This window comes from Microvirga pakistanensis (assembly GCF_004458765.1).
Lineage (GTDB): Bacteria > Pseudomonadota > Alphaproteobacteria > Rhizobiales > Beijerinckiaceae > Microvirga > Microvirga pakistanensis.
In genome coordinates this window covers 1-223 of the sequence record NZ_SPJX01000201.1, presented here as the reverse complement: position 1 = coordinate 223, position 223 = coordinate 1, and the positions used below count along the sequence as shown (strand labels likewise).

Below are 223 nucleotides of genomic sequence, written 5' to 3'. Positions count from 1 at the left end.
CTCAAACCTCACTGGAAGCTGAACGGATTGTGGCGAAGCACGGGCACAACTCTGTTTCATTCCGGACGGTAAACAGAGTGTTAAGCCGCCCTTTCACATGGCTCCTCTCTCCGTCAGCCGTCGTCCGGAGCGGCACTGAAAGCAGCACGCGCACCAGATCCGCCTGTCGGTTGGTCTCCGTTTTCCGGAAAAGGTTTTTCAGGTGGAAGACAACGGTCGTCTG

Annotated in this window: 1 protein-coding gene; it reads right to left on the bottom strand. The window is 56.5% G+C overall.

The annotated features are described in order from the left end of the window. Window position 1: 1 nt before the first annotated feature. The coding region (locus tag E4K09_RS29775) for a hypothetical protein (protein ID WP_204985726.1) at window positions 2-223 on the bottom strand (222 nt) is incomplete at its 5' end.